We start from the raw sequence: 27000 nt of genomic DNA on the forward strand, positions 1-27000 counted from the left end.
ATCATGCAGCTAGCCAGAGTAGTGGGTTCCGTGGTGTCAACGCAGAAATCGCCGACGCTGATCGGCAAAAAGCTGCTGCTGGTGCGGCGTGTGACGGGCGACGGCTCATTACCCCCGGCCAGCGATAAGCCGGACGAAGTGGCGGTGGATTCCGTCGGAGCCGGTGAAGGCGAACTGGTGCTGCTGTCTGGCGGCTCCAGCGCCCGCCGGGTGTTTGCCGAACCGAATGACGCCATCGATCTGGCGATTGTCGCCATCGTCGACAGCGTGAGTATCTATTAGCCGGCCATATGGCACGTATTTTCCCCCTCACCCCGGCCCTCTCCCTCAGGGAGAGGGGGTTGATGCGGTGTCGTGGGCAGCTACGTAAGCCCATTTGTGGCACGTTCCGCCCTTTCACCGTGGGAGAGGGCGTTGATGCGGTGTTATGGGCAACGGCGTAAGCCCATTTGTGGCACGTTCAGCCCCCTCTCACCGTGGGAGAGGGCGTTGATGCGGTGTTATGGGCAACGGCGTAAGCCCATTTGTGGCACGTTCAGCCCTCTCTCTCCGTGGGAGAGCGCGTTGATGCGGTGTTATGGGCAACGGCGTAAGCCCATTTGTGGCACGTTCGGCCCTCTCTCACCGTGGGAGAGCGCGTTGATGCGGTGTTATGGGCAGCTACATAAGCCCATTTGTGGCACGTTCAGTCCCCTCTCCCTTGGGGAGAGGGTTAGGGTGAGGGGCAACAATGTGCAAGAGAATAGGATTAACTGAGAACCAACGTGATGAGCATTTATACCAAAACCGGCGATAAAGGCACCACCGCACTGTTTACCGGCCAACGGGTGAAAAAGAGCCATCCGCGGGTGGAAACCTACGGCACCCTGGATGAATTGAACGCGGCACTGAGCCTGTGCGCGCGGGTGGTTCAGGGGCCGGAAAACCAGCAGTTGCTCGATGCGGTGCAGCATCAACTGTTCTATTTCAGCGCTGAGTTGGCGAGCGAAGGGGAAACGGTTACTTCCGGCCAGCACAAAACCATCAATGATGCGCACATCCAGCAGTTGGAACAGGCGGTGGATCGCTGTATGTCGGCCTTGCCGCCGGTGCAGGGGTTTATCCTGCCGGGCAGCAGTGAAGCGGGCAGCCGGTTGCATTTCGCCCGCACGCTGGCCCGCCGCGCAGAACGGCGGTTGATTGAGCTGGCAGAACAGGTTCCGGTACGCCAGGCGTTATTGCAATACCTGAACCGGCTGTCGGATTGCCTGTATGCCCTGGCGCGCGATGAAGACCACCAGCAGCGCTTACGGCAGATCACCCAAACGGTGTTGGCCCGCTATCTTGCCGCCAGCCACACCGCGCCAACCAGCACGCCTGCCCCGGCAGAGCTGACGTTTGTGGATATCCAGCAGTTATTAAAGCTGTGCGTGGCTTCCGCTCTTGAACTTGAACTTCCGGTGGTGATCGCCGTTAGCGATCGTCACGGCAACATGATGATGACCTACCGCATGCCCGATGCCCTGCTGGTGAGCAGCGAACTGGCGCCGAAAAAAGCCTGGACCGCGGTGGCAATGAAAACCCCCACGCACCAACTGAGCGCCGCCATTCAGCCGGGTGCCGATCTGTTCCAGTTAGAAGCCAGCCTGGGTGGCAAAGCCGTCACCTTTGGCGGCGGCTACCCGCTGTGGCGTAACGGCCAGATTATCGGCGGGCTGGGGATCAGCGGCGGCAGCGTCGAGCAGGATATGCATATCGCCCAAGCGGCCATCTTGGCTTTACATTTGAGGAATGAATAAATGAACCCCACCGATCTTGAGTCTCTCATTCGCACCATCCTCACTGAGCAATTGGTGCCAGAAGTGGCACCGGCCCAACATGCCAATGCCATTTTCACCACGGTCGATGAAGCGATAGGTGCCGCACAGCGTGCCTTTCTGCGCTACCAGCAAAGCCCGATGAAAACCCGCAGCGCCATCATCAGCGCCCTGCGTGAACAGATCAAACCGCATCTGCCTTCACTGGCCGAGCGCAGCGCGGCAGAAACCGGCATGGGTAACCGCGCCGATAAGCTGCTGAAGAATCAGGCGGCGCTGGAGAACACGCCCGGCGTGGAAGACTTGATCACCACTGCCATCACCGGTGACGGCGGCATGGTGCTGTTTGAGTATTCGCCTTTTGGCGTGATCGGCGCCGTGGCCCCCAGCACCAACCCGACCGAAACCATTATTAACAACAGCATCAGCATGTTGGCCGCTGGCAACGCGGTCTATTTCAGCCCGCATCCGGGGGCCAAGCAGGTGTCTCTGGACCTGATTGCGTTAATCGAAGAGATCGTGTTCAACAGTTGCGGCATCCACAACCTGGTGGTCACCGTGCAAGACCCGAGCTTTGCCGCCACGCAGGAAATGATGCGCCATGCCGACATCGCCCTGCTGGCGATCACCGGCGGGCCGGGCATTGTCAATATGGGGATGAAAAGCGGCAAGAAAGTGATTGGTGCCGGGGCTGGTAACCCACCGTGCCTGGTGGATGAAACCGCCGAACTGGTCAAAGCCGCGCAGGACATCGTGGCCGGGGCCTCTTTCGACTACAACCTGCCCTGCATTGCTGAAAAGGCGCTGATCGTGGTGGAGAGCGTCGCCGATCGTCTGTTGCAACAGATGCAGGCTTTTGACGCATTACTGATTAGCCAACCGCAGGATGTCGAACGTTTGCGGCAGGTGTGCCTGGCAGACGGCCATGCCAATAAAGATCTGGTAGGCAAAAGCCCGGCCGAACTGTTGGCCGCCGCAGGCCTGCCCTGCCCGGCTAAAGCGCCACGTTTACTGTTGGCCGAAGTCGCCTGGGACGATCCATTGGTAACCACCGAACAGCTAATGCCACTGCTGCCCGTGGTGCGCGTCAAGGATTTCGACGCCGGGCTGGCACTGGCGCTGAAGGTAGAAGATGGCCTGCATCACACCGCGATCATGCACTCGCAAAATGTCACGCGGCTCAATCTGGCCGCTCGCCAGTTGCAGACCTCGATCTTCGTCAAAAACGGCCCTTCGTATGCCGGGATTGGCGTCGGCGCGGAAGGCTTTACCACCTTCACCATCGCCACGCCGACGGGGGAAGGCACCACCTCTGCCCGCACCTTTGCCCGGCAGCGCCGCTGCGTATTGACCGACGCGTTTTCCATTCGCTGAGTGAGGATGTATGAAGACTTTTTCCGTACAAACGCGGATCTACAGCGGTGAAGACAGCCTCAAAGCGCTGCGGCGTTTCCGCCAGCGCAAAATCTGGATCATCTGTGACGGTTTTCTGGCCACCTCGCCGCTGCTGGAGCGGCTGAAACAGGCGTTGGACGCCGATAACCGGATCGCTCTGTTCAGCGATATTACGCCCGACCCGACCATAGCCACCGTGGTCAAAGGGATCGAGCAGATGCAGACCCTGCGCCCCGATGTGGTGATCGGTTTTGGCGGCGGTTCGGCGCTGGATGCGGCCAAAGCGATTGTCTGGTTCAGCCGCCAGCAGGGCATCAGCATCGATACCTGTATCGCCATCCCGACCACCAGCGGCACCGGTTCGGAAGTGACCAGCGCCTTTGTGATCAGCGATCCGGAAAAGCACATCAAGTATCCGCTGTTCAGCGATGAGATCTACCCGGATATCGCCATTCTCGATCAGGCGCTGGTGGCCAGCGTGCCACCAGCGATCACCGCCAATACCGGGATGGATGTGCTGACGCACGCGCTGGAAGCTTATGTTTCGCCGCGTGCCAGCGATTTTACCGACGCGCTGGCGGAAAAAGCGGCGCAGTTGGTGTTTCGTCATCTGCCCACCGCCTGCCGGAAAGGCGATTGCCTGATCACCCGAGGCAAAATGCACAACGCCTCGACGCTGGCGGGGATCGCCTTCAGCCAGGCCGGTTTGGGGATTAATCACGCTATCGCTCACCAACTGGGTGGCCAATTCCATATCGCCCACGGGCTAGCAAATGCGCTGTTGCTGATCCCGGTGATTCAGTTCAACGCTGCCGAAAACCGCGCACGCAAGCGCTACGCCCGTTTAGCTCGCGTCTGCGGTATCAGCCCGGCGGAAAGCGACGATCGTCAGGCCGTGAATCAACTGATCCAGCGGATTGAGCAGCTAAAAACCCAGTGCGCTATGCCACGCTATTTTGCCGATCTCAAGCCCAGCGAAAGCCAGCTTGAACAGCGCATTCCGGCGATGGTTGCTGCCGCGCTGGCCGATGCCACCCTCAAAACTACGCCACGCCCGGCGGCGGCAGAGGACATTCGCGACATTCTTGAGGCACTGCTATGAACGTTCAGGTGTGCGATGCCGACACCATCCGCCAGCGGGTGCGTGAAGCAGGCGTGGTTGGCGCAGGCGGTGCCGGTTTCCCTACGGCGGTCAAACTGCAGGCGCAGGCGGAAATCTTTCTGATCAACGCCGCCGAATGTGAACCGATGCTGAAGGTGGACCAGCAGCTGATCCCTCACCAAGCCGAACGGTTGCTGCGCGGCTTACAATATGCCATGACCGCCACCGGGGCACAGGAAGGGATTATCGCGTTGAAGGCCAAATACGCGGCGGCGATCGAAGCACTGACGCCGTTGTTGCCGCCACACATCCGGCTGCACATTCTCCCCGATGTTTACCCCGCCGGGGATGAAGTGATCACCATCTGGCTGGCTACCGGGCGCCGGGTGCCACCGGCCGCGCTGCCGATCAGCATTGGCGTAGTGGTGAATAATGTGCAGACGGTGCTGAATATCGCGCGCGCCGTGGAACAGCAGTGGCCGGTGACCCGTCGCACCCTCACGGTCAATGGTGCCGTTGCCAAACCGATCACGCTGACGGTGCCGCTGGGGATCAGTTTCCGCGAAGTGCTGTCACTGGCGGGGGGCGCTACCGTGGCTAGCCCCGGCTTTATCAACGGTGGCCCGATGATGGGGCGCTTGCTGACAAACCTCGATGAGCCGGTGACCAAAACCAGCGGCGGCCTGCTGGTACTGCCCGCCGATCACCTGCTGATCGCCCGGCGTACCCGCAGCGATCGTGAAGTCATGGCCATCGCCCGCACCGTATGCGAGCAATGCCGCCTGTGTACCGAACTGTGCCCGCGCCACCTGATTGGCCATGAACTGCCGCCGCATCTGCTGGTGCGAGCGGTGAATTATCAGCAGGTGGCAACGCCCGAGATCCTGTTAAGCGCCCTGACCTGTTCGGAGTGCAGCCTGTGTGAAAGCTACGCCTGCCCGGTGGACATCTCGCCGATGCGCATCAACCGACTGCTGAAGGAACAATTGCGCCAGCAGGGTGCACGCTACAGCGGCGAACTGCGCGATGCCGATCCGATGGCGCAATACCGCATGGTGCCCACGGCGCGGCTGGTAACACGCCTGGAGCTCACCCCGTGGGCACACGCCGCGCCGTTCAGTGCGCAAGATTATCAACCAGCGCAGGTATTGCTGCCGTTACGCCAACACATCGGCGCGGCGGCGATCCCGACGGTGGCTATTGGGCAAACGGTGGCACACGGCCAGTGCATTGCCCACATTGCCGAAGGCGCGCTCGGCGCCCCCATCCACGCCAGCATCAGCGGTACCGTGACCGACATCAGCACCACCGCCATCACCCTCGCCAAAGGATAAGCCATGTCACAAGCCATTGGAATTGTTGAACTAAGCAGTATTGCCAAGGGCATAGAGGTCTGTGACCTGATGCTGAAAAGCGCCAACGTTGAGCTGTTGGTGAGTAAAACGCTCTGCCCCGGCAAGTACCTGCTGATGGTGGGGGGCGATGTAGGGGCAGTAACGCAATCGGTGCAAAGCGGCACCCAGCACAGCGGCCATCTGTTGGTCGACAGCATCGTACTGCCCAATCTCCACCCTTCAGTGCTGCCCGCGCTGAACGGGCTAAACCCGGTGGAAAACCGCCAGGCCGTTGGCGTGGTGGAAACCTGGAGCGCCGTGGCCTGCATCACCGCCGCCGATCGGGCGGTGAAAGCGGCGCATATCACGCTGGTGCGCATCCATATGGCGTTTGGCATTGGCGGCAAATGCTATCAGGTGATGTGCGGCGATATTGCCGACGTCAACAATGCGGTGGAAGTCGCCAGCCAGAGCGCGGGCGAAAACGGCCTGCTGATATACAGCACCGTGATCCCGCGCCCACATGAGGCGCTGTGGCGCCAGTTGATTCAGGGGGCATGATGGAACAACCAACGGCAACCGAACGGGTGATTCAGGAATACGTACCGGGGAAACAGATCACCCTGGCCCATCTGATCGCCAACCCTAACAAGGCACTCTATAAAAAACTCGGCCTGAGCGACGCCAGCAATGCCATCGGCATTCTGACCATCACCCCCAGCGAAGCGTCGATCATCGCCAGCGACATCGCCACCAAATCCGGCGCGGTAGAGATTGGTTTTATCGATCGCTTCACCGGTGCGGTGGTGTTCGCCGGCGATGTGTCGGCGGTGGAATATGCGCTGAAACAGGTGATCTACACCCTGGGCGACATGATGAAGTTCACCGCTTGTAACCTGACCCGGACCTGACGCCATGAAGCGCATCATGCTGATCGGCCCCAGTCAGTGCGGTAAAACCTCGCTGATCCAACGTTTGCAAGGGGAAACGCTGAACTACCAAAAAACCCAGGCCATTGTCTGGCAGGACTGCGCGATCGACACCCCCGGCGAATACCTGGAAAACCGCTGCCTGTATAGCGCCCTGCTCGCCAGCGCCTGCGAGGCAGATGTCATCGGCCTGGTGCAGAACCTGGATGCGGAACAGAGCTGGTTTGCCCCGATGTTCGCACAGGTTTTCACCCAACCGGTGATCGGCATTATCAGCAAGGCTGACACCCTCACCCATTCGAATCAATTGGCCTGGGCGACAGACCGTCTGTATCAGGCCGGTGTACCGAACGTGTTTATTACCTCGGCGCAGACCGGTGCCGGAATGGCCGATCTGATCCGTTTTTTAAATCCCGATGGAGAGTCGTATGCCCGGTAAAATTATGGCGATTAACGCTGGCAGTTCTTCACTGAAGTTTCAGCTCTTTTCCCAACCCGCAGAGCAAGTGATCTGCCAGGGGCTGATTGAGCGCATCGGCATGCAGGACGCCGTTTTCACCCTGCGCGCCGGGGAACACCAATGGCGCAACACCCTGCCGATCGCGGATTGCCATCAGGCCGCCGTGCATCTGCTTAATGCGCTGATCGAACATCATATTGTCACTTCGCTCACGGAAATCTGCGGCGTTGGCCACCGGGTGGCGCACGGCGGCGAAGCCTTCTGCGATTCGGTGGTAATTACGCCGGAGGTGCTGGATAAAATCGAACAACTCGGCGCGCTGGCGCCGCTGCACAACCCGGTCAATGCTCAGGCGATCCGCGTTTTCCAGCAGGCACTGCCCCACGCCCGTTGCGTTGCGGTGTTTGACACCGCCTTCCACCAAACGCTGAGCGATATCCATTACCTCTACCCGCTGCCCTGGCGCTATTACGCGGAGCTTGGCATCCGCCGTTATGGCTTCCACGGCACCAGCCACAAATATGTCAGCATGGTGTGTGCGCAACGGCTCGGCCGCCCGCTGGAACAGCTGCGCATTATTTCCTGCCATTTGGGCAATGGTTCCAGCATTTGCGCCATTCGCGATGGCCGCTCGGTCAATACCTCCATGGGCTTTACCCCACAGGCCGGGGTGATGATGGGCACCCGCAGCGGCGATATCGATCCTTCCATCCTGCCGTTTATCCAGCAGGCGGAAGGGAAAAGCGCGCAGGAGATCAACCTGTTGATCAACAATCAGTCCGGCTTGCTGGGCGTATCCGGCGTATCACACGATTACCGTGATGTCGAACAGGCTGCCGCCACCGGCAACCCCAGAGCGCAACTGGCGCTCAAGCTGTTCGCTGAACGCATCCGGGCGGTGATCGGCAGCTATATCGTGCAACTGGGCGGCATCGACGTATTGATCTTCACCGGCGGCATCGGCGAGAACGCCCGCAATGCGCGCCAGCAGATCTGCCATCAGCTAGGCTTTCTCGGCATCGAACTGGATGAGGAGAAGAACAATGCCAATCAGCCGTTTATCCAGCGCGACGGGGCACCGGTGCAGATCGCGATCGTGAACACCAACGAAGAGCTGATGATCGCCCGCGACGTGGTGCGCGTAGCGCTCAATAACCCACAGCCGCAATCCGCCTGATAACCTGATGAGAGCGACGATGAAAAGTGGAAAAGTTTGGCTGGTCGGTGCCGGGCCTGGGGATGCCGCGCTGATCACCGTTAAGGGCCTGCACTGTATTCAGCAGGCGCAGGCGCTGGTTTACGATCGTCTGGTGAGCGCCGATCTGTTGCAGGAAGCTCCCAGCAATTGTGAAATGATTAACGTTGGCAAAAACCCCGATCACCATCTGGTGCCACAGCCGCAGATCAATCAACTGCTGATTGACTGTGCGCGGCGTGGCCTGAACGTGGTGCGCCTGAAGGGCGGCGATCCTTACGTGTTCGGGCGCGGTGCCGAAGAGGCCGAAGCGCTGGCGCAGGCACAGATCCCATTTGAAGTGATCCCCGGTATCAGTTCGGCCATCGGCGGGCTGGCCTATGCCGGCATCCCGGTCACCCACCGAGATTATGCTTCGGGTTTTCACGTGATTACCGGCCACCTGCGCCAAGGGAATCAGCCGCAGGATTGGGCCACGCTGGCCAAGCTGGAGGGCACCTTGGTGATCCTGATGGGTATGACGCAGTTGGCCAGCATCTGCCAGCAGTTGATCGCCGGGGGCAAAGCGGCTACTACTCCGGCAGCGGTGGTGATGTATGCCAGCCACCAACAGCAGCGAATCGCGGCCGGTACGCTGGCGACCCTGGTCGATCAGGTTACCGCGCAGGGCTTAACCGCGCCGGCGTTGATCGTGGTCGGCCAAGTGGTCAACCTGCGTGAAGTGCTGGCGTTTATGCCTGAGCAGTTCTCTCTCCCCACAGCGGTATTAACATCTCATGAGTGAACATGGCGGTAACGTGCTGGCAATGGCGCTGAAAACCGGCCTGGATCCGGCAGATATTCTCGATTTCAGCGCTAATATTAATCCGCTGGGTATGCCCGCCAGCCTGAAAGCGGCGATTGTTGCGCAGCTCAACAGCGCCGAATGCTACCCCGATGTCGAATACCGCCAGTTACATGCCGCCTTGGCGCGGGCGCACCATTGCCAGCCAGAAAATATTATCGCGGGCAACGGCGCGACTGAGCTGATTTACGCCGTGGTGAATCGCTTGCGCCCGCGCACGGCGCTGCTGTTGACGCCGGGTTTTGCCGAATATCGCCGGGCGCTACGGCGGGCAAAATGCCGTATTCAGCATTATCCGTTAGAGGAAGAGAACGGGTTTCAGCCCGATGAACGCTTGCTACAGGTGCTGGTCGAACTGCGCCCCGATTGCCTGTTTTTGGCTACCCCCAATAACCCGACGGGGCTGATGCCCGATCCCGTGCTGCTGCAAGCTATCCTCACCTGCTGCCAACAGCATGACATTGCGCTGATCGTCGATGAAGCCTTTATCGATTTTCTGCCAGGAATGCCGGGGTTTATTCCACAGATCGCCGACTATTCGCAATTGTATATCCTGCGCTCGCTGACCAAGTTTTTTGCCATTCCTGGGCTGCGGCTCGGCTATCTGGTCAGCAGCGATCTGGCGGGTATCCGGCAGATGAAGCAGGCACGGGAGCCTTGGACGATTAACACCTTTGCCGCCTTGGCGGGGGAGATCATCCTCGACGATCGCCACTATATTCAGCAAACCCATCAGTGGCTGGCGCAGCAGCGCCCATGGCTATTTGATGCGTTGGCGGCCATCCCGCAGTTGCGCGTTTGGGCAGGTGCGGCAAACTATCTTTTCCTACGCTGCCTGCGCCCGGAATTCGATCTGCAACAGGCGCTGTTGCAACAGCAGATTCTGATCCGCCACTGTGCCAACTACCCCGGCCTTTCTGCCGATTACTATCGGGTGGCAATAAAGGGCGAAGCCGCCAACCGCAGGCTGATCGTGGCATTGCGGCAGGTTTTTGCCGATGGCTGAGGCACGCTGCCCCGCGTCTTGCGGTGAACTGCTTCAGGGCTGGATCCTCGGCGGTGAAAAACTGGTTTCCTGCCCGGTAAACTGGTTCAGCCACGTTACGGTAAACGACGGGCAACCGGGCAACCACGAGCGCCCGCTGATGCGCCAAATGCTGATAAGCGTGCTGGAACACTTTGGCCACCCCGGCAGCGCTGCGCGCGGTTTGCGCATTGATTTCACCTCCAGCATCCCGGTAGCAAAAGGGTTGGCCAGTAGCACCGCCGATATCGCCGCCACCGCGCAGGCTACCGCTCGCCATCTTGGCCAGTCGCTGGATGAACCCACGCTCGCCAAGCTGTGCGTGCAACTGGAACCCACCGACAGCACGCTGTTCCGCAAGCTGACATTATTCGATCACCAAACGGCCGCTACCCAGATCCCCAGTGATTGGTTACCACCGCTGGATATTCTGCTACTGGAAAGCCCGTATACCCTGAACACCGCCGACTATCATCGCCGCGATCGCCAGCAGGCGCTGTTGGAAAATGCCGCCATGCTGGAGCGAGCTTGGGCGCTATTTTCCTTAGCGATAAAAACGCATAATTGCGGCAAATTGGGGGAAGCCACCACCCTCAGCGCACGCGCCAGCCAGCGGTTGCTGCCCAAACCGCTGTTCGATGAGTTATTAGAGATCAGCGAAAGCTGCGGGATTTACGGCCTGAACGTGGCGCACAGCGGCAGCGTGGTGGGGTTGCTGTTTGATGCCGAGCGGCACGATAGCGAAAAACTGTGCTGGCAACTGCAACAGCGGCAGATTGGCCGGGAATATCCCAAACAGCATCGGCTTAGGTTGATTGCTGGCGGGGTGCGTTAGAACACGGCTAATGCGGCAAGGTTGCCGTTTCATACACCAAACCCTCACGCTTACCCAACCTCGGGTAGCTGTAGGATTTGGTTGGGAAACGAAACGGGCAGTTATGCCGCCGAAGCTATCAGAACAGGCCGCTGAGTAAACCAATCCCCAGTAAAGATGAACCGCTACCAATCACCCCAGCCCACCAGCGGTTAGTGCTGGAAAGCGTCAGCAGATAACCGCTCCCCAAGCCAACCAGATGCAGCCCCGCAGTCGCCATCACCATGCCGGAAAGTGCCGCGGCCGAGTGAGAAAGTTCAGCTCCATGCGCCAAGCCGTGGAAAATGGCAAAAGCGCCAATGATCAACGCGCCGGTTACCGCAGACAACTTCAGCCGCAGCGCCACCATCACGCCCACCACCAGCAGCGAGGCGGCGACAAGGTATTCGGTAGCCGCCACCGTCACGCCCGCCATACCGATCAGCGCACCCGCCAACAGCAACCCGGCAAACGCCAGCGGCGCAAGCCACCATTTCCGGGTGTTCATGGCGCTCCAGACGCCCACCAGAATCATCGCCACCAGGTGATCCATCCCGGTCAGCGGATGGATAAAGCCTTCGGTGAAGCTTAAAACGTGATGAGTACCACCATCATTCCCAACGTGGGCGCAAGCCAGCATCGGGAACAACGCCAGTACGGATACAGCCACAGCTTTGACATTAATACGCATAGTAATCACCTGTTGTTCATCCTATAAGAAACCATAAAAATTGACTCACCCCTAACGTGCTGCGGCGATCAACGCCTGCCCCAGTGCCAAACCACCATCACCGGCAGGCCACTGCGACGGCAGCAACACCTGTAAACCTTCCAGCTGTTGCACCAGCAGTTGGCGCAACAGTTGGTTATGCAAGACCCCGCCCGACAGCGCGACGGTGTGAATATCATGCTGCTGTGCCGCCCGCCGGGCCAAGGCAGCAAAACCCTGCGCCAGCGCCCAATGGAAGGCATAAGCACGCCGGGCTGGTGTAGACCGATAGCTCAGCCACTGTGGCCAAAAAGAGGCTAAATCCAGTTGTTGGCCGCACAGCGGCAGAGAAACCGGCGGCTGATGGTGCGGGCTTTGCTGCGCCAGCGCTTCCAACAGGCACGCGGCCTCCCCCTCCCAGGAGATCTGCGGCGGAACGATTTGCAGCGCGGCAGCCACCGCATCAAACAGGCGCCCGGTAGAAGACGCCAAAGGTGCATTGATCTGGCGCTCAATCGCTCGCGCCAGCACGTTGCCCTGTGGCTGCGGGATACTTGCTGCTTCCGGCATAGCCTGCCAGCCAGGGACAAAGCGCAACAGATGCGCCAGCAGGTTGCGCCACGGCTGCTGCGCTGCCAAATCGCCCCCCGGCAGCGCCACCGCAGGCAACCCGCCCAAATGTTCACAATGCTGATAATCCACCAGCAGGCATTCTCCACCCCACAGTTGCCCGTTAATACCGTAACCCAAACCGTCCAGCGCCAGCCCGATCACCTTGCCACCGTCACGCGGCCAGGCATGCTCCGCCAGGCAACTGACCAGGTGGGCATGGTGGTGAAGCGTCTCCACGCAGGGAAGCGCTAAACGTTCTGCCAACGCTTTGCCCTGCTGATGGCTGAGATAACCGGGGTGGGCATCAACGGCGATCGCCTGCGGCGCTACGCCGTAGATCTCACCAAACAGCGTAATCAGTTGCTGTTGCTGCTGGCGGGTAGCGTCATCGGCCAGCGAGCCAAGGTGTTGGCTGACCACGGCGCGATCGCCCCACAGCAGGCAAAAAGTGTTCTTGGTATCGGCACCCAGCGCCAGCACCGGTGGCTGCGCGCTAAAACCGGGTGGCAATGGCAACGCATCAGGGACATAGCCGCGCGCACGCCGCAGCATTTCAGTGCCATGCTGGTTCAGCCGCAGCACCGTATCGTCGGCACGCTGGACGATCTCGCGGTTATGCAGCAGCCAAGCATCGGCAATGCCTGCCAGCTCCTCAAGCGCCTGTTGATTGGTCAGTGCCGGGGGAAGGCCAGAAAGATTGCCGGAGGTCATCACCAGCGGGCGGGCAACCTGCTGGAGCAACAGATGCTGCAGCGGATTGGCAGGCAGCATAACGCCCACCTCGTTCAGCTCGGGGGCAATTTCCCGGCACAGCGGGCTGTCGGGGTGCGCTGGCACCAGCACCACCGGTGCCGCCGGGCTGCGCAGCAGTTTGAGCAACGGCGCAGTATCTGCCACCTGAACACAGGCTACCAACCAATTGGCATCCGGCATCATTACCGCCAGCGGCTTGGCCGGGCGACGCTTACGCAAGCGCAGGCGCTGCACCGCCGCTGAATTAGTGGCATCGCAGGCCAGATGAAAACCGCCGATGCCCTTGATCGCCAGGATTTCCCCCGCCATCAGCGCCCGCGTGGCCCGTTGCAGCGCGTCATCCGCGCTGGCCGTCACGTTGCCGCTGGCATCGCTCAGCCACAGCTGCGGGCCGCAGACCGGGCAGGCATTGGGCTGCGCGTGGAACCGGCGGTCGGCCGGATCGTCATACTCCGCCTGGCACGCCGGGCACAGCGGGAAAGGCTGCATGGAGGTATTGGGGCGATCGTAAGGCATCTGGCGAATGATGGTAAAACGCGGGCCACAGTGGGTGCAGTTGATAAACGGGTAGCGATAGCGCCGGTTGTGCGGCAAATTCAGTTCTGCCAGGCAAGCGTCACAGGTGGCCGCATCGGCGACAATATGGGTATCAATCTGCCCTGCGCCACTGCTGGCGATGGTGAAGTGCTGTGGTTCCTGTGGCCAATGCAGAGGCTGCTGGCTGACGCTGTCGATCCGCGCCAGCGGCGGGCATTGCAGCGGCAAGGCGCGCAGAAAATCCGCCACCTTGGGCGATTGCCACAGACGGACGATCACCCCAGCGCCGTCGTTGCTGACGTCGCCACGCAGCTCGAACCGCCGCGCCAGCAGCCAGACGTAGGGGCGAAACCCTACCCCTTGTACCTTGCCTTTCACCCGCAGACTGAGGCCATTAGTGTTGGTAGTTGTAGTATCAATATGCGCCATGATATCTAACTACCACTACAACAGGTGGGCACCGGTGTTGACGCCATTGAAGGCGCTTTCACGGTGCTACCTGATAAACGCCAAATCTTGAGCGTCCGGAAAACATGCTTATTCAAACCAACAAACAAAATAGAGCCCTTTATCAAAGAGAACGGGTTAAGCATTAAGCGATATCCCCCTCACCCTAGCCCTCTCCCTACAGGGAGAGGGAACTGGTTGGCTAACAAATCCGCGGTAGCGGCTCGTCCAATGGCAGATCCAAGCGGCGCGAAACGCCGAACAGCCCCACCACATTCACCTGCTGGCGCTCCAGCGTGTGGCCAATCACCGCCGCATCGCGCCCCAGCGGGTGCTGACGCAGTGCGGCCAACACCTCGGCTTCGGCTGCAGGTGCCACCACCAGCACCAACTTGCCCTCATTGGCAAAATTAAGCGCATCCAGCCCCAATAACTCGCACATCCCGCGCACTGCGGGTTTTAGCGGCAACGCCGCCTCAACGATCTCCATGCCGCAGCCGCTGGCGGCGGCAAACTCATGCAACACCGCCGTCACGCCGCCGCGCGTGGCATCCCGCAGCGCCCGCACACCGGCGATATGTAACAACGGCGCAATCAGCGGTGCCAGCAGAGCGCAATCGCTGGCCAGTTCACTTTCCAACCCCAGCCCTTCACGCAGGTTGAGAATGGTTGCACCGTGATCGCCGAGCGTGCCGCTGACGATAATGCTGTCGCCCTCGCGGATCTGATGGACACCCCAATCGACGCCGGCCGGAATCGCGCCAAAGCCGGTGGTATTGATAAAAATCTTGTCTGCCGCGCCACGGGGGACCACTTTGGTATCACCGGTGACGATCTGCATCCCGGCCTGCTGCGCCGTAGCGGCCATCGACTGCACGACACGCGCCAGCATGGCAAATGGCAACCCTTCCTCCAGGATCAGGCCGCAGCTCAGGTAGCGCGGCTGCGCGCCGCTGACCGCCACGTCGTTAGCGGTGCCGCACACCGCCAGCTTGCCGATGTCGCCACCGGGAAAGAAAATCGGGTCGATCACATAGCTGTCGGTGGATACCGCCAGCCGATCCCCGGCGCTACAAAGCTCGCTCAGCGCAATGCGCGCCTGATCTTCCCGCGCGTTCAGGGCTGGATTGGCAAAGGCTTGCAAGAACAGCTCTTCGATCAGGCTTTGCATCGCCCGCCCGCCGCTGCCGTGTGCCAGCGTGATTTCACGCTCATCGTTCGGTTGAAGCATCAGGCCGTCTCCCTGCGATACTGATAGTAAGCCGCACAGGCCCCTTCCGATGACACCATCAAAGCCCCAAAGGCGTTGCTGAGCGTACACTCTTTGCCAAACAGCGGGCAGGCGTCCGGCTTGCAGCGCCCGGTCAGCACATCGCCGCAGCGCGAACGCGGATCGTCCGCCACGCGCTGCGCCTGGGGCTGAAAGCGCCGCTCGGCGTCAAACTCGGCATAGTCCGGTGTTAACTGCACGCCGGAGTGGGCAATCTCCCCCAAGCCGCGCCATTCGCTGCTCGCTTTCAGGCAAAAGACTTCCGCCAGCGCCTGCTGTGCCAAACGGTTACCCTGCTCTGGCACAATGCGCCGGTATTGGTTCTCTACCGCGCTGCGGCCAGCACACAGTTGCTCCAGCAACATCGACAGCCCCTGCAGAATATCCAGCGGTTCAAACCCGGTGACCACCAGCGGTTTACGGTATTGCTCGGCGATAAAACCGTAAGGCGCATTGCCGATCACCATGCTGACGTGGCCGGGGGCCAGAAAACCGTCAATCCGCACATCGGGCTGCTGCAACAGGCTGCGCAAGGTGGGGATCAGGGTAATGTGCTGGCAGAACAGGCTAAAGTTGCTCAGCTTACGCTGCCGCGCCTGTTGCAGGGTCAAGGCGCTGGCGGGCATGGTGGTTTCAAAACCCAGCCCGAAAAACACCACTTCGCGCTGCGGGTGGTCTACCGCCAGCTGCAGGGCATCCAGCGGTGAATAGACAACGCGGATATCGGCGCCGTGCCGCCGGGCATCCAGCAGCGATCCGTTGCGCCCGCGCACGCGCATGGCGTCGCCATAAGTGCAGAAAATCACTTCCGGGTGCGCGGCAATCTCCAGGCAGCTATCAATGCGCCCCATCGGCAAGACGCAGACCGGGCAACCCGGCCCGTGGACAAACTCCAGGTTATCCGGCAGCAGCCGATCGATGCCAAACTTGAAAATCGCATGGGTATGGCCGCCGCACACCTCCATAATTTGCAGCGGCAAGCGTTGCTGGGCGGGCATTGAGAGCATCAACTGCGCGATGCGTTGCAACAGCGCCATGGTCAGCGCCGGATCGCGGAACTCATCAACGTAGCGCATCGCTGCCCCCCGGCATCGGTGATTCAAGCCCGACGGCGCGCATATGTTCCAGCGCCGCCAGCGTGTCCAGCGCCTCCTGTTCGTCGAGCAGGCTCATAGCAAACCCTACGTGCACCAGCACCCACTGGCCGATCAGCGCCTGCGGCGAATCCTCACACACCAGCGCGATATTGACCCCGAGCGACACGCCACACACGTCGACCGTTGCCAGTTGATGCAAATCTTCGCCAACCGCGATCACTTTACCGGGTACGCCAAGGCACATTATTGCGCCCCCAGCCAGTCGAGCCAGAGATCCATCCCCTCGCCGCCGGTGGCCGAAAGGGCAATCACCTGAATGGTGGGGTTAACCTGACGGGCATAGGCAATGCACCGATCAACGGAGAAATTAACGTAGGGCAGCAGATCGATCTTATTGATCACCATCAGCGTAGCGGCGGCAAACATATGCGGATATTTGAGCGGTTTGTCCTCCCCTTCGGTGACCGACAGCACCGCCACTTTATGCCGTTCCCCCAGATCAAAACTGGCCGGGCATACCAGGTTGCCGACGTTTTCAATAAACAGCAGGCTGTTGTCCTGCAGCGGCAGGCGATGGGCCGCATCGTGCACCATCTGCGCATCCAGGTGGCAGCCTTTACCGGTGTTCACCTGAATCGCCGGAACCCCCGTCGCGCGGATGCGTTCCGCGTCGTTGCTGGTTTGCTGATCGCCCTCGATCACCGCGCACGGCACTTTGCCCGCCAGAGATTGCAGGGTGGCCGTCAGCAGGGAGGTTTTGCCGGAGCCTGGGCTGGAAACCAGGTTCAGCACCAGGATATTCTGCGCGGCAAAGTGTTCACGGTTATGCGCCGCCAGATGGTTATTTTTGCTCAATACGTCCTGTTCAATCTGCAATAACCGGCGCTGCCCCATGCCGGGTGCATGGCTGCCTGCCTCGCCATGGCCATAATGCAGGTCTTGCGAATGTGGTTGTACCTGGGGGGCAAACGGCACCGCTTCAGCGGCAGCATAGTGGTGATGCACATCACCTTGATGGTGATAATGGTGGTGGTGATGGATCGTGACTGTCTGATGGGCATGCCCATGATGATGGTCGTCATCATGGTGGTGATGGTGCTCATCCCCTTCGATCGATGTTTCTCCGTGGCCGCAACCGCAAGTCGTACACATAAGGCTTAACTCCTTAAAATCATTCCACTTCTAATTGTTTTAATCGCAGGCTTTCGCCGCTCTCGATGCGCAAAGCGTGGCCGCCGCAGTGCGGGCAGCCGGCGTCATGCCGCTCAACCGCTACGCTGGTGCTGCAATCCCAGCACCAGGCACGCGCCGGTTGATAGTTCAGATGCAACTGGCAACCCTCTGCCAGCGTCTGGCGGCTGGCGCTGGCGAAGCTGAAGCGCAGGGCCTGTTCTTCAATGCAAGACAAGGCGCCGATCTCCAGCCACACCGCCGTGACCCGCCGGGCACCGTGCTGCCTGGCCTGCTGCTCAATAAGCTCCATGGTGCTCAGGCACAGGCTGATCTCATGCATCGGCTCCGTTCTCCCGTTGCAGGCGGAACAGCGCACGCCGCCGCGGATTGCTCGGGAGGCTGCCGTCTACCACCGGCAGCGATAGCGCCATGCGCGCGCTGTTTTCCGCCAGTGCCAGCGCCTGATCGGCCCGCAGTGAACTTTCCAGCGGCGACATCAACGAGCAGGCCAGATATTGCCCGCAGCCATCGATCTCGCCCAAGGTAAAGCTGACGTTGCCACAGGGCAGCGCCAGCGCCAGCTTTTCGCCGACCTGGCGCGGTTGCCACTGCTGCTGCGGGCCGGGGAGCACCAACAGGCTGAGCATCCAGGGCGTGAGCATGCAGCCGATCCACTGCTGTTCAAACAGCTGAAACCCACAGGCACGTATCGGGATTTGCGAATGGAAAAAGGGCAAATCGCGCATACCGTCGGCGGCGACGGCCTGAAACGCCGCTTCCAGCAGCGGAGCTGGGGTAGTTGGAAAACCGCTAAACGCATCGTGCATCGGCGGCCTCCTTGAGCATGACCGGCACACCGCTGGATTGCAGCGCCACCAGCACCTGCGCCAAAGCCGGTTCAAGCGCCTGAGTGACCCGCGGGCTGAGGCCAATGCCCGGCTCCAGCGAGGCGGGCACCACGCCCACCAGCGTTAAGCGCCGTGGGAACTCCTCGGTCAGGCGCAGCGCCATCAGCACGTCCGACAGCCCCAACTGATGCGGCGACACCTTGCGGGTAAACAGCGCGGGGATCTGTTCATCGTGCAACACCACCACGCTGCCCGCTGCATCGCCGGTCAGCACCGCATCGGCCACGATCAGATGATCGCGATCGGCCATCACTTCCATCAGTTCCATGCCAGAGGTGCCACCATCCAGCACCTCCACATAGGCAGGTAACACAAAGCGCTGTTCCAGCGCCTCAATGATGCGCACGCCGACCGCCTCATCGCTCAACAACAGATTACCGATACCTAGTACCAGAATACGCATTACAGCACCTTGACCCTGGTCACTTCATTGCCGGTGGTGTCTACAATATGCACAGCACAGGACATGCAGGGATCGAAGGAGTGAATGGTTCTTACCACCTCCAGCGGCTTGGCCGGATCGGCCACCGGTGTACCCACCAGTGAGCGTTCGTAAGGACCAGGTTCGTCATTATGGTTGCGTGGCCCGGCATTCCAGGTGGAAGGCACCACCGCCTGATAATTGGCGATCTTGCCGTCTTTGATCACCACCCAGTGGGACAACGAACCGCGCGGTGCCTCGATAAACCCGACGCCGCGAATTTCCCCAGTCAGCGGGATATTGGGGCGGATAAAGGTTTCGTGATCGCCTTTGCCGATGTTTTCTACCAGTGCCTGCCACTGTTGGCCGAGAGTTTCATGCAGCACGCAGGCATGCACCGTGCGCCCGACGATCCGCCCCAGGGTGGATGGCAGCTGTTCGGCGGTTAACGCCTGGCCGGTCAAGGTTTGGTAGGCGCCGTTGACGCGGCCGAAGTATTTCTGCGTCGGCTGATGTTCGGCCTGCAGGCTGCACATCAGCCAGCCCAACGGCCCCATCTCCACCGCTTTGCCGTAGAAGGTCGGTGATTTTACCCAGGAATATTTACCGTCTTCCTGCCAGCCGGTGTAGTTCGGGCGCGTCAGCCCTTCCCAAGGTGCTAGCGGCTGGTCGTCCTGATACCAGGCATGTTTGCCGCTTTCCTGAATGCCGTTCACCAGATAAGCATCGCGCTGGTTGGCGATCGGGCGGAACTTGCCGTTCTCCAAGAAGCCCCCCGGCAGCAGGTAGGTGTCGCCTTTGCGATCGGTCGGCAACTCCGGCAAGCACAGATAGCAATCCGCACCTTTACCCAGCGCCAGCCAGCCCGGATAGTGTGCGGCGATCACCGCGCTATCCACCAGGTAAACCTGCTCGATAAAGTCGCCGAGGCGATCGATAAAGGTTTTCAGGTACATCAGGCGTTCAAGGTTTAGCACGCTAGGGGCATCCAGGTTGATCGGGTTAGCCACCCCACCCACCGCCAGGTTCTGGATATGCGGCGTTTTGCCCCCCAGAATAGCGACCACCCGGTTGGCATCACGCTGGCACTCCAGCGCTTGCAGGTAGTGTGCAACGGCGATCAGGTTCACCTCCGGCGGCAGCGCCATGGCCGGGTGCCCCCAGTAGCCGTTGGCAAAAATGCCAAGCTGGCCGCTGGCCACCAGATCTTTAATCTTCTGCTGCACGCGGCTGAATTCGGCGGCGCTGTTGAGCGGCCAGCTCGACAGGCCACTCAGCAGATCGGCCGCTTTTTGCGGATCGGCCTGCAAGGCAGAGGTGACATCGACCCAATCCAGCGCCGAGAGCTGATAGAAATGTACGATGTGATCGTGAATGCTGTGGGCGGCCAGAATGATGTTGCGGATATACTGCGCATTGACCGGCACTTCCATGCCCAGCGCATTTTCCACTGCCCGCACCGACGCCAGGGCATGGGTGGTGGTACAGACGCCACAGATACGCTGGACGATCATCCAGGCATCGCGCGGATCGTTACCTTGCACAATCTCTTCCATGCCGCGCCACATGGTGCCAGAAGACCAGGCTTTCACCACCTTGCCGTCTTCAATCTCGCAGTCAATCCGTAAATGCCCTTCAATGCGGGTCACGGGATCAATGGTGATGCGTTGGCTCATGCTCTACCTCTATCTGGTTGTTTTCATGCTTGTGTTGCTGCGCAGGCAGCACCGGTAACAACCTGATCAACAGGATGTACGCACACACTTCTATCGCCACGAAGCCGATGGAGATCAGCAGTTCGCTGGCAGTCGGGAAATAGCCGTAACCGTTACCGGGGTTATAGGCCAACAGTGAGTAGTTCAGCCGCCACAAGGCCGCACCACAGATCATGCTCAGCGCACCGATAAACAGCAGGCGTGAATCTCTGCGATTTCGTTGCCAGCGGAACAGCAGCAACGGCAACAGCATCAGGCCGATTTCCAGCCAGAAAAACAGGGCAAAACGATCGAACTGCCACAGGTAGCCGGTCTTATGGCGATAAATCAGCTCGCCAAAGCGCAGCACGATAAACAGCAGCAAAATGACATCGATGATGTAGCTCATGCGGGTAAACAGCGGCGTTTCCCGCGCGCCCTTGCCCAATAACCCCGCCTGCACCAGTGAGCCTTCGAAGATGACAATCGAGAACCCCAGAATGCCCGCGGTCAGCAGCGAGAACAGCGGCAGCATTTCATAGCTCTGCCACAGCGGATGCACCTTGATACCTGCGGCAATCATCAACGATCCCATCGACGACTGGTGCATCGCGGGCAGCAGTGCGCCCAGGGCGATAATCAGGAACATGGCCTTATTCAGCCACTTCAGCGATACCTTCCAGCCCAGGCGTTCAAACAGCGCCGGCGCAAACTCCAGTGCCACCACGCCGATGTAGATCGTCATACAGACCGCCGTTTCAAACAGCACGGAGGAGGTGTTGAAGTGGCCGGGAATGTAGAAGTAAGGCAGGTTCCAGTAGCGGCCGACGTCAATGGTGATCGACAACCCACCCAGCGTATAGCCGAACAGGCTGGCCAATAGCGCCGGGCGCACCAGCGGATGGTATTCGCCACGGTTAAACACATACACCGCCCAGGCCAGCGCCCAGCCGCCACAGGCCAGACCGGTGCCCACCAACAGATCGAAGGCAATCCAGATCCCCCACGGGTAACCGCCGTTCAGATCGGTCACCGATCCCAGCCCCAGCACCAAACGCTTCAGGATCAGCAAGGCGCAGAGCACCACAAACGGGGCCAACAGCATTACCGGCCAACTCACCAGCCGCCCGCCAAGGGGCTGCGTTTTATGCGTCGTCATGTTCGTCTTCCTTCTCATCCTGACGCGCTTTACGCGTGTTGCGGTGCGCCAGAAAGGTGATGCCGGTCAGTGCGGCCAGCGGCAGCACCATGCCGCTGTACAGCGAGTGCTGCACATGTTCGGAGCGCGCGCCGGTCGACAGAGGCTCCAGCGGCGGCAGGCCCAGCTTCTCGAAAGGCACCCCGGTCAGCACCAGCACCTGCGTCCCGCCCCCCTCTTCTTCGCCATACAGGTGCGGCTGGTAGTGCGGGATCGTATGCTCATAGCGATCATCCCCTTGCAGCGTCTGCCGCGGGAAGCGGTAGCTTACGCCGGGCTTGAGCGCCAGGCGCCGTTTCGCCTCGGCCAGCAGTTGCTCGCGGGTGCCGAAGATCACCGCTCCGGTCGGGCACACTTCCACACAGCCGGGCAATCCGCCCTGATCCAGGCGTTCAATGCCTTTCTGGTTGCACAGTTCGCACTTGTGGATTTGGCCGAACGGGTTGTCGTAGTCGTATTTCGGCACGTTGAACGGGCAGCCGACCATGCAATAGCGGCAGCCGGTGCAGACATTGGGGTTGTAATGCACGATGCCGGTTTTCGGGTGCTTGGTCAGCGCCTGCACCGGGCACACCGAAACACAGTTGGGATCGACACAGTGCATGCACTGCTTTTTGATATAGGCATAGCCATCTTCTAATCGATCTTTATGCTGGCCGTTACCGCTGCTCCACACCTGAATGATGTTGTTGGTGTAGGGGCTGAGCTTGTCGTTGTTCGACCAGGTGGCTTCAGTGCCCGCGTAGGCATAGGTTTCGCCATGCGCTTGGTAATCGGTATGGTTGATCTGCTGGCATTTGCTCACGCAGGCCTGGCAGCCGACGCACAGGGTCGAGTCATACAGCATGCCCAGCGAATCGGGGATCGGGGCTTTGTTCTCGGCACCCGCCGCCGCCGGGGGCACCCCGCCCACCATGATCGCGCTGCAAGAGGCCAGTTTTAGAAAATTACGTCGATTCACGGCTTACTCCTTGCGCGGCGGTTGATCGTCATCTTTGCGCTGCTGTTTCTGCTGCCGCCCCAGTTCCCTTACCGTCATCAGGCTGACACCGGCCACCAGCCCGACGACGCCCCCCAGCAGGCCAACCGCCGAGGCGCTGACGTGCCCGCCTTCGGCATTCTGTACCGCCGGTTTAGCGTAACGCGGGGTGGGGTTTTCAACGTTTGCCAGTTGCGCAATGCCCTTGGTAAAGCCGATCCCCTGCTCATTGCAGCCGTAGCAAGGGTGACCTATGCCCACTGGCCAGATACCGCCGCCGACGTCGCAGAATTCCAACGTCGAGCAGTTGCCGTAGGTTTCCGGCCCTTTACAACCAAGATGGTAAAGGCACCAGCCTTGGCGGTGCCCGTCGTCACCGAACTCTTTGGCAAAACGCCCGGCGTCAAAGTGCGGGCGACGTTCGCAGTTCTCGTGGATCAGGCGGCCATAGGCAAAGTCGGGGCGGTTTTTCGCGTCCAGCTTCGGTGGCCGTTGGTAGGTGATGATGTGTGCCACCGTGGCCAGGAAGTTATGCGGGTTGGGTGGGCAACCGGGAATATTGATCACCGTTTTGCCCGGCAGCACCTCCTGCAGGCTGACCGCGCCGGTCGGGTTAGCGCCGCTGGCGGCAACGCCGCCCCAGGCCGCGCAGGAACCGATGGCGATCACCGCCGCAGCATGCTCCGCCGCTTTGCGGATGTGCTCGACGATCGGCTGGCCCGCCACCATGCAGTAGATACCACCGTCCTTCATCGGGATCGAGCCATCAACCACCAACACATATTGGCCTTTGTATTGCTCAATCGCGCGGTGCTTGTTCTCTTCCGCCTGTTCGCCAAAAGCGGCGGAGAGCACTTCGTGGTACTCCATGGAGATCACGCTGAGCAACAGGTTTTCGATCGTGGGGTGGGTCGCACGCAGTAATGATTCCGTACAGCCGGTACATTCCTGGGCACCGATCCAGATCACCGGTGGCCGCTGTGGTGCCCCTACCGACTGAGCTATTTCGGCAGCGGCCTTGCTATTGAGCCCCATGGTGGCGGCCAGAGCCGCACAAAGTTTCATAAAGTCACGGCGATTAACGCCATTTTGGAAAAATGACCGACTCTCCCTTAACATTATTATTTGTCCCCTGTATAAAACGCCGATAAATGAACGGGCGGTTAATTTTTTGTTATATGTAGGGTGGGCGGTGTTGATCTCTATCAACCTTTAATGGGTTAATTATTAATATTTTCATAACATGAGAAAAATCGCTTCAGCAAAAAATATTTAGCTTGCATCTCTGCACCGTTATCAGTAATAACTGCAAATAAACAAGAATAACTCTCATTATTGATTCATAACTTTTCCTGGCCGCGTAATAATTATAGAAATTTAACTATCACTTAGCGTAATAGCCTCAATAAGCTTATCAAAGCCATTCACTCTCCATTATTAGATTTGTTGTTTTTTTAGCGTAACGCACAACGCACTAAAAAATAAATTCAATTAAAACAGAATATTAAAAAAAACAGCAATAAGATAATAGCACCGAAAAATTGACCTCAAACAAACATTGGTCACGGTATCAAGGTATAGTAATGGTATTTACACCTCGCGTTATGGGTCGGTGAAAAACACCCTGATAGCGGATTGATAATATTCACTGGTGAAGCCATTAAATCCGCCATGACTCACCAGCCAACACTATTACTCCGTAAAAATATTCACCTCTCTTACGTAAATGACATTAATGCATCAGTCCAGAATTGCCCTAAGCCCAACACCAATGGGTAAATAAAACAGCTTGATTAAAACAGGCTTTAAGAGGGAAGCATTTATGAACGACATCCAGAACAAGGATCTTCTTAATCATCCAATCAGCCGGCGAAAATTACTTGAAACCAGCACGGCTGCCGGTTGCCTGCTGGCGGCGACGTCAGGATTGGTTTTACCGTTCCGTAAAACCACCGCCGCTGAAAACCAGCCTACCAGCGCACCACCGGCAGACAAAGTGGTCTGGAGCTCCTGTACCGTCAACTGCGGCAGCCGCTGCGCCTTGCGCCTGCACGTGCGTGATGATGAGGTGTACTGGGTAGAGAGCGACAATACCGGCAACGACGAATATGGCAACCATCAACTGCGCGCCTGCCTGCGTGGGCGCTCGATCCGCCGCCGCATGAATCACCCGGATCGCCTGAAGTACCCGATGAAACGCGTCGGGAAGCGCGGCGAAGGCAAGTTTGTCCGTATCAGTTGGGATGAGGCGCTGGATACCATCAGCGGCAAGTTGCAACACACCCTGGATGAATACGGCAATGAAGCGGTACACGTTCTGTATGGCACCGGGGTGGACGGCGGCAATATCACCAACTCCAACGTGCCTTACCGGCTGATGAACTCCTGCGGCGGCTTCCTCAGCCGCTATGGCAGCTACAGCACCGCACAAATCACCGCTGCCATGCCCTATCTTTACGGCGCACAGCAGGGCAATAGCCCGGATGATATCGCCAACAGCAAGCTGGTGGTGCTGTTCGGCAACAATCCGGCGGAAACCCGCATGAGTGGCGCTGGCGTAACCTACTATCTGGAACAGGCCAGAGAACGCTCCAACGCGCGCATGATTGTGATCGATCCGCGCTACACCGACACCGCCGCGGGCCGGGAAGATGAATGGATCCCGATCCGCCCAGGCACCGACGCCGCTTTAGTTGCGGGCATCGCCTATGTGCTGATTAGCGAGAACCTGGTAGACCAGGCATTCCTCGATAAATACTGCATTGGCTATGATGAGAAAACCTTGCCCAGCAGTGCGCCGAAAAACGGCCACTACAAAGCCTATATTCTGGGCCAAGGCGAAGACGGCGTAGCAAAAACTCCCGCCTGGGCGGCACGCATTACCGGCATCCCGGCTGCGCGCATTATCCAGTTGGCACGTGAAATCGGTATGACCAAACCGGCATACATCTGCCAGGGGTGGGGGCCGCAGCGCCACGCTAATGGTGAGCAAACCGCGCGCGCCATCGCCATGTTACCGATCCTAACCGGCAACGTCGGGATTAACGGCGGCAACACCGGCTGCCGTGAAGGATCCTTTGATCTGGGTGTGGAATGGTTTGACATGCTGACCAACCCGGTGCAGACCAAGATTTCTGTTTACACCTGGACCGACGCCATTGAACGCGGCACGCAGATGACCGCCAAACGCGACGGTATTCGCGGCAAAGACAAGCTGGACGTACCGATCAAGTTCATCTGGTGTTATGCCAGCAATACGCTGATCAACCAGCATGGCGATATCAGCCGCACGCACCAAATCCTGCAGGACGACAGCAAGTGCGAAATGATCGTCGGCATTGAGCACTTTATGACCTCTTCCGCCAAGTATTGCGATATTCTGCTGCCCGATCTGATGCCAACCGAGCAGGAAGACCTGATCCCCCATGAGTCGGCCGGGAATATGGGCTATGTGATCCTCGGCCAGCCTGCCACCTCACGCAAATTTGAACGCCGCCCGATTTACGAGATCCTGTCGGAAGTAGCCAAGCGTTTGGGTAAAGAGGCCGAACAGACCTTCACCGAAGGCCGTAATCAACAGGAGTGGATCCAATACCTTTGTGAGAAAACCCGTGAACGCAACCCGGATATGCCGAGTTACGAGCAACTGAAAACGGTGGGGATCTACAAGCGCAAATGCCCGCAGGAACACGTGGTGGCGTTCCGCGAGTTCCGCGAAGATCCGCAGGCCAATCCGCTGAAAACACCGTCGGGCAAGATTGAAATCTACTCCGAACGGCTGGCGGAGATTGCCGCTACCTGGGAGCTGGCGGCCGAAGACGTGATCCACCCGCTGCCGGTGTATGCCGCCGGTTTTGAAAGCTGGGAAGATCCAGCCCGCAGCCAGTTCCCGCTGCAGCTGTTCGGTTACCATTACAAGGCCAGAACCCACTCCAGCTACGGTAATATTGACGTGCTGCAGCAGGCCTGCCCGCAGGAGGTGTGGATCAACCCGCTGGATGCGCAAGCGCGCGGCATCCTGCATGGCGATCGGGTCCGGGTATTCAACAACCGCGGCGAAACCAGGATCCAGGCCAAGGTCACCCCGCGGATTATGCCCGGCGTCACCGCCATGGGCCAAGGAGCATGGCTGGTGGCCGACATGTTTGGCGACAGGGTCGACCACGGCGGCAGCGTGAATATTCTCACCAATCAGCGCCCTTCTCCGCTGGCCAAAGGCAACCCGCAGCACACCAATCTGGTCGAAATCGCCAAATTGTAAGGGGATTTG

The 27000-nt window shown here is 59.5% G+C and carries 26 protein-coding genes; 13 read left to right on the forward strand and 13 right to left on the reverse strand.

The features are described from left to right. Positions 1–3: 3 nt before the first annotated feature. The 12 genes from WG891_RS16495 to WG891_RS16550 all read left to right on the forward strand — a co-directional run bounded on the left by WG891_RS16495 (position 4) and on the right by WG891_RS16550 (position 10914). On the forward strand, positions 4–282 hold the full coding sequence (locus WG891_RS16495) for a EutN/CcmL family microcompartment protein (protein ID WP_337263764.1): 279 nt from the start codon (positions 4–6) through the stop codon (positions 280–282). 485 nt (positions 283–767) lie between these two features. Further along, positions 768–1778 carry a cob(I)yrinic acid a,c-diamide adenosyltransferase gene (locus WG891_RS16500; RefSeq protein WP_337263763.1) on the forward strand — a complete coding sequence of 337 codons (1011 nt, stop codon included), beginning with the start codon at positions 768–770 and terminating at the stop codon, positions 1776–1778. Then, positions 1779–3170: an aldehyde dehydrogenase family protein gene (locus tag WG891_RS16505; protein ID WP_337263762.1), complete on the forward strand. Its 1392-nt coding sequence runs from the start codon at positions 1779–1781 to the stop codon at positions 3168–3170. A 10-nt stretch (positions 3171–3180) separates the two neighbouring features. Next, positions 3181–4293 (forward strand): 1-propanol dehydrogenase PduQ, encoded by a 1113-nt coding sequence (locus WG891_RS16510; protein ID WP_337263761.1) that lies wholly within the window; start codon positions 3181–3183, stop codon positions 4291–4293. Beyond that, positions 4290–5627: a 4Fe-4S dicluster domain-containing protein gene (locus WG891_RS16515; protein WP_337263760.1), complete on the forward strand. Its 1338-nt coding sequence runs from the start codon at positions 4290–4292 to the stop codon at positions 5625–5627. Before WG891_RS16510 ends, WG891_RS16515 begins: the two co-directional genes overlap by 4 nt. Before the next feature lie 3 nt (positions 5628–5630). Continuing rightward, entirely contained in the window at positions 5631–6188 is a 558-nt protein-coding gene (locus WG891_RS16520) for a BMC domain-containing protein (protein WP_337263759.1), read from the forward strand. After that, positions 6188–6538: an ethanolamine utilization microcompartment protein EutS gene (gene eutS, locus WG891_RS16525; RefSeq protein ID WP_337263758.1), complete on the forward strand. Its 351-nt coding sequence runs from the start codon at positions 6188–6190 to the stop codon at positions 6536–6538. Before WG891_RS16520 ends, eutS begins: the two co-directional genes overlap by 1 nt. A gap of 4 nt (positions 6539–6542) precedes the next feature. Further along, positions 6543–6995 carry a EutP/PduV family microcompartment system protein gene (locus tag WG891_RS16530; protein ID WP_337263757.1) on the forward strand — a complete coding sequence of 151 codons (453 nt, stop codon included), beginning with the start codon at positions 6543–6545 and terminating at the stop codon, positions 6993–6995. After that, the gene (locus WG891_RS16535) at positions 6985–8193 is read left to right on the forward strand and encodes an acetate/propionate family kinase (RefSeq protein ID WP_337263756.1); all 1209 of its coding nucleotides are present in this window, start codon (positions 6985–6987) and stop codon (positions 8191–8193) included. Before WG891_RS16530 ends, WG891_RS16535 begins: the two co-directional genes overlap by 11 nt. 19 nt (positions 8194–8212) lie before the next feature. Continuing rightward, a complete protein-coding gene (cobA, locus tag WG891_RS16540; protein WP_337263755.1) occupies positions 8213–8995 on the forward strand; it encodes a uroporphyrinogen-III C-methyltransferase in 783 nt (260 codons plus the stop codon). Further along, on the forward strand, positions 8988–10061 hold the full coding sequence (gene cobD, locus WG891_RS16545) for a threonine-phosphate decarboxylase CobD (protein ID WP_337263754.1): 1074 nt from the start codon (positions 8988–8990) through the stop codon (positions 10059–10061). Before cobA ends, cobD begins: the two co-directional genes overlap by 8 nt. After that, a complete protein-coding gene (locus tag WG891_RS16550; RefSeq protein ID WP_337263753.1) occupies positions 10054–10914 on the forward strand; it encodes a GHMP family kinase ATP-binding protein in 861 nt (286 codons plus the stop codon). The genes cobD and WG891_RS16550 overlap by 8 nt, the downstream gene beginning before the upstream one ends. Before the next feature lie 118 nt (positions 10915–11032). Here the strand turns inward: WG891_RS16550 and WG891_RS16555 are convergent, their stop codons facing one another. The 13 genes from WG891_RS16555 to hybO all read right to left on the reverse strand — a co-directional run bounded on the left by WG891_RS16555 (position 11033) and on the right by hybO (position 23849). Next, on the reverse strand, positions 11033–11623 hold the full coding sequence (locus WG891_RS16555) for a HupE/UreJ family protein (RefSeq protein ID WP_337263752.1): 591 nt from the start codon (positions 11621–11623) through the stop codon (positions 11033–11035). 51 nt (positions 11624–11674) lie between these two features. Next, positions 11675–13972 (reverse strand): carbamoyltransferase HypF, encoded by a 2298-nt coding sequence (hypF, locus tag WG891_RS16560; RefSeq protein WP_337263751.1) that lies wholly within the window; start codon positions 13970–13972, stop codon positions 11675–11677. Between the two features lie 220 nt (positions 13973–14192). Further along, positions 14193–15221 (reverse strand): hydrogenase expression/formation protein HypE, encoded by a 1029-nt coding sequence (hypE, locus tag WG891_RS16565; RefSeq protein ID WP_337263750.1) that lies wholly within the window; start codon positions 15219–15221, stop codon positions 14193–14195. Continuing rightward, entirely contained in the window at positions 15221–16336 is a 1116-nt protein-coding gene (hypD, locus tag WG891_RS16570) for a hydrogenase formation protein HypD (RefSeq protein WP_337263749.1), read from the reverse strand. The genes hypE and hypD overlap by 1 nt, the downstream gene beginning before the upstream one ends. After that, complete coding sequence (gene hybG, locus WG891_RS16575; protein WP_337263748.1) at positions 16323–16601, reverse strand: hydrogenase maturation factor HybG; 279 nt, start codon at positions 16599–16601, stop codon at positions 16323–16325. The genes hypD and hybG overlap by 14 nt, the downstream gene beginning before the upstream one ends. Further along, positions 16601–17509 carry a hydrogenase nickel incorporation protein HypB gene (hypB, locus tag WG891_RS16580; RefSeq protein WP_337263747.1) on the reverse strand — a complete coding sequence of 303 codons (909 nt, stop codon included), beginning with the start codon at positions 17507–17509 and terminating at the stop codon, positions 16601–16603. Before hypB ends, hybG begins: the two co-directional genes overlap by 1 nt. Before the next feature lie 19 nt (positions 17510–17528). Next, positions 17529–17870: a hydrogenase maturation nickel metallochaperone HypA gene (gene hypA, locus WG891_RS16585; RefSeq protein WP_076942113.1), complete on the reverse strand. Its 342-nt coding sequence runs from the start codon at positions 17868–17870 to the stop codon at positions 17529–17531. Then, on the reverse strand, positions 17863–18357 hold the full coding sequence (gene hybE / locus WG891_RS16590) for a hydrogenase-2 assembly chaperone (RefSeq protein ID WP_337263746.1): 495 nt from the start codon (positions 18355–18357) through the stop codon (positions 17863–17865). The genes hypA and hybE overlap by 8 nt, the downstream gene beginning before the upstream one ends. Then, positions 18341–18841 (reverse strand): HyaD/HybD family hydrogenase maturation endopeptidase, encoded by a 501-nt coding sequence (locus WG891_RS16595; RefSeq protein ID WP_156293924.1) that lies wholly within the window; start codon positions 18839–18841, stop codon positions 18341–18343. Before WG891_RS16595 ends, hybE begins: the two co-directional genes overlap by 17 nt. Beyond that, the gene (gene hybC / locus WG891_RS16600) at positions 18841–20535 is read right to left on the reverse strand and encodes a hydrogenase 2 large subunit (protein ID WP_156293925.1); all 1695 of its coding nucleotides are present in this window, start codon (positions 20533–20535) and stop codon (positions 18841–18843) included. The genes WG891_RS16595 and hybC overlap by 1 nt, the downstream gene beginning before the upstream one ends. Further along, a complete protein-coding gene (hybB, locus tag WG891_RS16605) occupies positions 20513–21712 on the reverse strand; it encodes a Ni/Fe-hydrogenase cytochrome b subunit (RefSeq protein ID WP_337263745.1) in 1200 nt (399 codons plus the stop codon). The genes hybC and hybB overlap by 23 nt, the downstream gene beginning before the upstream one ends. After that, a complete protein-coding gene (gene hybA / locus WG891_RS16610; protein WP_337263744.1) occupies positions 21699–22712 on the reverse strand; it encodes a hydrogenase 2 operon protein HybA in 1014 nt (337 codons plus the stop codon). Before hybA ends, hybB begins: the two co-directional genes overlap by 14 nt. Positions 22713–22715: 3 nt before the next feature. Continuing rightward, complete coding sequence (gene hybO / locus WG891_RS16615; RefSeq protein WP_337263743.1) at positions 22716–23849, reverse strand: hydrogenase 2 small subunit; 1134 nt, start codon at positions 23847–23849, stop codon at positions 22716–22718. Positions 23850–24552: 703 nt separating this feature from the next. Between hybO and ynfF the strand changes: the two genes are divergently transcribed. Then, positions 24553–26991: a selenate/tellurate reductase subunit YnfF gene (ynfF, locus tag WG891_RS16620; protein WP_337263742.1), complete on the forward strand. Its 2439-nt coding sequence runs from the start codon at positions 24553–24555 to the stop codon at positions 26989–26991. Positions 26992–27000 lie beyond the last annotated feature (9 nt).

Origin of the sequence: Serratia sp. MMO-28 (assembly GCF_037199905.1) — a bacterium.
GTDB lineage: Bacteria > Pseudomonadota > Gammaproteobacteria > Enterobacterales > Enterobacteriaceae > Chania > Chania oryzae.

What these genes read in the sequence shown, in the direction of transcription:
- hybE (WP_337263746.1), bottom strand. Translation starts at nt 18,357, where the DNA reads ATGCACGATGCGTTTAGCGGTTTTCCAACTACCCCAGCTCCGCTGCTG.
- WG891_RS16535 (WP_337263756.1), top strand. Translation starts at nt 6,985, where the DNA reads ATGCCCGGTAAAATTATGGCGATTAACGCTGGCAGTTCTTCACTGAAG.
- WG891_RS16515 (WP_337263760.1), top strand. Translation starts at nt 4,290, where the DNA reads ATGAACGTTCAGGTGTGCGATGCCGACACCATCCGCCAGCGGGTGCGT.
- ynfF (WP_337263742.1), top strand. Translation starts at nt 24,553, where the DNA reads ATGAACGACATCCAGAACAAGGATCTTCTTAATCATCCAATCAGCCGG.
- WG891_RS16550 (WP_337263753.1), top strand. Translation starts at nt 10,054, where the DNA reads ATGGCTGAGGCACGCTGCCCCGCGTCTTGCGGTGAACTGCTTCAGGGC.
- hypB (WP_337263747.1), bottom strand. Translation starts at nt 17,509, where the DNA reads ATGTGTACGACTTGCGGTTGCGGCCACGGAGAAACATCGATCGAAGGG.
- WG891_RS16495 (WP_337263764.1), top strand. Translation starts at nt 4, where the DNA reads ATGCAGCTAGCCAGAGTAGTGGGTTCCGTGGTGTCAACGCAGAAATCG.
- WG891_RS16530 (WP_337263757.1), top strand. Translation starts at nt 6,543, where the DNA reads ATGAAGCGCATCATGCTGATCGGCCCCAGTCAGTGCGGTAAAACCTCG.
- hybG (WP_337263748.1), bottom strand. Translation starts at nt 16,601, where the DNA reads ATGTGCCTTGGCGTACCCGGTAAAGTGATCGCGGTTGGCGAAGATTTG.
- WG891_RS16510 (WP_337263761.1), top strand. Translation starts at nt 3,181, where the DNA reads ATGAAGACTTTTTCCGTACAAACGCGGATCTACAGCGGTGAAGACAGC.
- cobA (WP_337263755.1), top strand. Translation starts at nt 8,213, where the DNA reads ATGAAAAGTGGAAAAGTTTGGCTGGTCGGTGCCGGGCCTGGGGATGCC.
- hypD (WP_337263749.1), bottom strand. Translation starts at nt 16,336, where the DNA reads ATGCGCTACGTTGATGAGTTCCGCGATCCGGCGCTGACCATGGCGCTG.
- hypA (WP_076942113.1), bottom strand. Translation starts at nt 17,870, where the DNA reads ATGCATGAGATCAGCCTGTGCCTGAGCACCATGGAGCTTATTGAGCAG.
- hybC (WP_156293925.1), bottom strand. Translation starts at nt 20,535, where the DNA reads ATGAGCCAACGCATCACCATTGATCCCGTGACCCGCATTGAAGGGCAT.
- hypE (WP_337263750.1), bottom strand. Translation starts at nt 15,221, where the DNA reads ATGCTTCAACCGAACGATGAGCGTGAAATCACGCTGGCACACGGCAGC.
- WG891_RS16555 (WP_337263752.1), bottom strand. Translation starts at nt 11,623, where the DNA reads ATGCGTATTAATGTCAAAGCTGTGGCTGTATCCGTACTGGCGTTGTTC.
- WG891_RS16595 (WP_156293924.1), bottom strand. Translation starts at nt 18,841, where the DNA reads ATGCGTATTCTGGTACTAGGTATCGGTAATCTGTTGTTGAGCGATGAG.
- WG891_RS16500 (WP_337263763.1), top strand. Translation starts at nt 768, where the DNA reads ATGAGCATTTATACCAAAACCGGCGATAAAGGCACCACCGCACTGTTT.
- hybO (WP_337263743.1), bottom strand. Translation starts at nt 23,849, where the DNA reads ATGTTAAGGGAGAGTCGGTCATTTTTCCAAAATGGCGTTAATCGCCGT.
- WG891_RS16505 (WP_337263762.1), top strand. Translation starts at nt 1,779, where the DNA reads ATGAACCCCACCGATCTTGAGTCTCTCATTCGCACCATCCTCACTGAG.
- hypF (WP_337263751.1), bottom strand. Translation starts at nt 13,972, where the DNA reads ATGGCGCATATTGATACTACAACTACCAACACTAATGGCCTCAGTCTG.
- hybB (WP_337263745.1), bottom strand. Translation starts at nt 21,712, where the DNA reads ATGACGACGCATAAAACGCAGCCCCTTGGCGGGCGGCTGGTGAGTTGG.
- WG891_RS16520 (WP_337263759.1), top strand. Translation starts at nt 5,631, where the DNA reads ATGTCACAAGCCATTGGAATTGTTGAACTAAGCAGTATTGCCAAGGGC.
- cobD (WP_337263754.1), top strand. Translation starts at nt 8,988, where the DNA reads ATGAGTGAACATGGCGGTAACGTGCTGGCAATGGCGCTGAAAACCGGC.
- eutS (WP_337263758.1), top strand. Translation starts at nt 6,188, where the DNA reads ATGGAACAACCAACGGCAACCGAACGGGTGATTCAGGAATACGTACCG.